The sequence below is a fragment of the Pseudomonas sp. 05N434 genome (genome assembly GCF_056396965.1).
Window position 1 is genome coordinate 1 of sequence record NZ_JBFTMK010000500.1, and the last position, 3,743, is coordinate 3,743.

General features: G+C 56.9%; 3 protein-coding genes. All 3 read right to left on the bottom strand.

Going from position 1 to position 3,743, the window contains the following annotated elements:
• The coding region (locus tag AC1DLB_RS24430; protein ID WP_477785785.1) for a cytochrome c oxidase subunit 3 at positions 1 to 405 on the bottom strand (405 nt) is incomplete at its 3' end.
• A 3-nt stretch (positions 406 to 408) separates the two neighbouring features.
• A complete protein-coding gene (gene cyoB / locus AC1DLB_RS24435; RefSeq protein WP_018930157.1) occupies positions 409 to 2,439 on the bottom strand; it encodes a cytochrome o ubiquinol oxidase subunit I in 2,031 nt (676 codons plus the stop codon).
• Between the two features lie 3 nt (positions 2,440 to 2,442).
• Positions 2,443 to 3,387, bottom strand: coding sequence for a ubiquinol oxidase subunit II (gene cyoA, locus AC1DLB_RS24440; RefSeq protein WP_477785786.1), 945 nt, complete (start codon positions 3,385 to 3,387; stop codon positions 2,443 to 2,445).
• Positions 3,388 to 3,743 lie beyond the last annotated feature (356 nt).

Consider the following 3,743-nt stretch of genomic DNA (forward strand, 5'->3'; position numbering starts at 1 on the left):
GTTAGGGCCATAGCCCTCGGAGATCAGCATGTGGAACTCGTTGATCTCCATGCCGATGAAGCCGGCACCGAACAGGAAGGTCAGGGCCAGCCAGCCCAGGACCTGCTTCTTGTTGCCACGGAAGAACGCCAGCATGGCGAAGCCGTAGGTGATCGAACTGAACAGCAGCAGAGCGGTTTCGCCCAGTACGTATGGCAGTTCGAAGATGTCGTGGCCCGACGGGCCACCCGCTACGTTGTTAACCAGTACCGCGTACGCTGCGAAGATCGACGCAAACAGAATGCAGTCGGTCATCAGGTAGAGCCAGAAACCGAATACGGTCATCTCGCCCGAGTCGTGGTGATGGTCATCATGCCCATGTCCATCGACATGGGTGTGTCCAGCATTGGTCACTAAGTTCGACATGGTTTAAGCCTGTTCCAACGAGGTTTCAACACGGGTGGTGGTGGCTGGGACTTTCCCGGCTGCTACCAGACGCTTGTGCTGCTCGGCTTCGATGCGCTCGATCACGTCGACCGGCACGTAGTAGCCTTGATCATCACGGGCCGCGTGGATCGCGAAGTAGATCACGGTGCCTGCCAGGCTGGCTATTGCCAACCACCAGATGTGCCAGATCATCGCGAAACCGAATACGGTCAACAGTGCGCCCATGACCACACCGGTCGCGGTGTTGTTTGGCATGTGGATCGGCTCGTACTTGGTCGGAGCCTTGTACGCGGTGCCGTTTTCCTTGGCTTCGGTGAACGGGTCGACAACGTCGGCTTTTGGCAGCACGGCGAAGTTGTAGAACGGAGGTGGCGAGGAGGTCGACCATTCCAGGGTGTGGGCATTCCATGGGTCGCCGTGCTCGCACATGTTCTGCGGCAGCTTGCGGTCACGGATACTCACGTACAGCTGGATCAGCTGGCAGGCGATACCCGCAGCGATCATCACCGCACCGAACATGGCAACGTACAGGTACGGCACCCACTCAGGGTTGGTGGTGGCGTTCAGACGACGGGTCATACCCATGAAGCCCAGTACATAGAGCGGCATGAACGCGACGAAGAAGCCGGAGATCCAGAACCAGAATGCTGCCTTGCCCCAGCCTTCGTGCAGCTTGAAGCCGAACGCTTTCGGGAAGTAGAAGGCGAAGCCTGCGATGTAACCGAATACCGCGCCGCCGATGATCACGTTGTGGAAGTGCGCGATCACGAACAGGCTGTTGTGCAGTACGAAGTCAGCACCCGGGATGGCCAGCAGTACGCCGGTCATGCCGCCGATGGCGAAGGTCACCATGAAGCCCAGGGTCCACATCACCTGGCTGGTGAAGCGCAGACGGCCCTGGTAGATGGTGAACAGCCAGTTGAACAGCTTCACACCCGTCGGGATGGAAATCAGCATCGTCGCCAGACCGAAGAAGGCGTTGACGCTGGCACCCGAACCCATGGTGAAGAAGTGGTGCAGCCAAACCATGAAGCCCAGGATCGAGATCGCGCCCGAAGCGTAGATCATCGAATGGTGGCCGAACAGCTTCTTGCCGGTGAAGGTCGAGATGACTTCGGAGAAGATACCGAACGCCGGCAGGATCAGGATGTAAACCTCAGGGTGACCCCAAGCCCAGAACAGGTTGACGTACATCATCGGATTACCACCAAGTTCATTGGTGAAAATGTGGAAATCCATGTAACGGTCAAGCGTCAGCAAAGCCAGGGTAGCGGTCAGGATCGGGAACGAAGCCACGATCAGGACGTTGGCCCAGGTGCAGGTCCAGGTGAAGATCGGCATGTCCATCAGCTTCATGCCAGGGGTACGCATTTTCAGCACGGTGGCCAGGAAGTTGACCCCCGTCAGCGTCGTACCTAGCCCGGATAGCTGCAGCGCCCAGATGTAGTAATCCATCCCCACGCCCGGACTGTATTGCAGACCCGACAGCGGCGGATAGGCAACCCAACCAGTCTTGGCGAATTCGCCTACGCCCAGGGACAGGTTGATCAGCACCACGCCGGAAACCAGCAGCCAGAAGCTCAGGGAGTTCAGGAACGGGAAGGCAACGTCACGCGCGCCGATCTGCAACGGCACTGCAAGGTTCATCAGGCCGGTGAAGAATGGCATCGCCATGAAAATGATCATGATCACACCGTGGGCGGTGAAGATCTGGTCATAGTGTTCAGGTGGCAGGTAGCCAGGCGAACCCTCGGTGGCCATGGCCAATTGGGTACGCATCATGATGGCGTCGGCAAAGCCACGCAGCAGCATGACCATGGCGACGACGATGTACATCACGCCGATTTTCTTGTGGTCGACCGAGGTCAACCACTCGGTCCACAAATAGGTCCACTTCTTGAAGTAGGTGATTGCAGCGAACAGTGCCAGACCACCGAGCGCGATCATGGCGATGGTCACCATTACGATCGGTTCGTGGAACGGGACCGCTTCCCAACTTAATTTACCAAACATCGTTTACTCCTCTGCCCCGGCAGCTGAATGCGAACTCATGTCCATTCCTTCCATGGCGGCCACTTCGTGCTCTTTCTTCTCGTGGTGCACTGGCTTGCCCGGTTTCATGCCTTCGTACTTGTCGACGATGATCTGGAACAGGTTCGGCGTGACCGAGGAGTAAAGCTCGACTGGGTTGTTCTGGCTTTGTTTGGACAGGGCTGCGTATTCAGCTTGTTCAAGCTGTTTAGGTGCCTTTTTGACTTCGCTTACCCAGGCGTCGAAATCTTCCTGAGAAGTGGCGATAGCTTTGAATTTCATGCCGGTGAAACCCGCGCCGCTGTAGTTGGCGGAGATACCGTCCATTTCAGCGTTCTGGTTGGCGATCAGGTGCAGTTTGGTCTGCATGCCCGCCATCGCGTAGATCTGACCGCCCAGAGCAGGGATGAAGAACGAGTTCATCACGGCGTCGGAAGTGATCTTGAAGTTGATCGGGGTGTGCGCCGGGAACACGATCTTGTTGACCGTGGCGATGCCTTGTTCCGGGTAGATGAACAGCCACTTCCAGTCCAGCGCGACCACTTCAATGGTGACCGGCTTGACGTCGGATTCCAGCGGCTTGTAAGGATCCAGTGCGTGGGTCGACTTGTAGGTGACGTAACCCAGGGCAATGATGATCAGTACCGGAATAGTCCACACCGCGATTTCGATCTTGGTGGAGTGGGACCATTTTGGCGTGTAGACGGCGTCCTGGTTGGAAGCGCGGTATTTCCAGGCGAACAGGAACGTCATGACGATGACCGGCACGACGACCAACAGCRTCAGCAGCGTTGCGGTGATGATCAGGTTTCGCTCATCCAGGCCGACCTGGCCCTTGGGATCGAGCAAGGTCATGTTGCAGCCTCCCAGCAACAACGTGCCGAGCAGCGGCAATAAGCCTAGTAGTCTGGGGTACCTGTTTTTACTCATCTCACGACCTCTAAAGCAGCTTGCGCAATGCAGTTGGGTTTTGATCGCCAACACTTCACCCTGCCAAGGGTTGGCATTTTTCTTGGATTGAATAAGGGCCTGCCCGTCGCGCGTCAGACGCGGTTCGACAATTGCTGGGCCTGCGGTGTGTTCTTATTCGAATTCGTGGTCAAGGGCCTTGTTACAGACCAATTCCATTTGGTGCGGATCGTCGGAAGGCACCGACAATGGGGGGTCGCATGAAGCCATCAGGCTTCTCGACGCCCTGTTCTACTCATAAGCCTGAGTCAGGATGAGCAGTGCCGGGAATTCAGTGCGGGCGATTGTAGATATGTAGCGATTCATAAACCATGTCT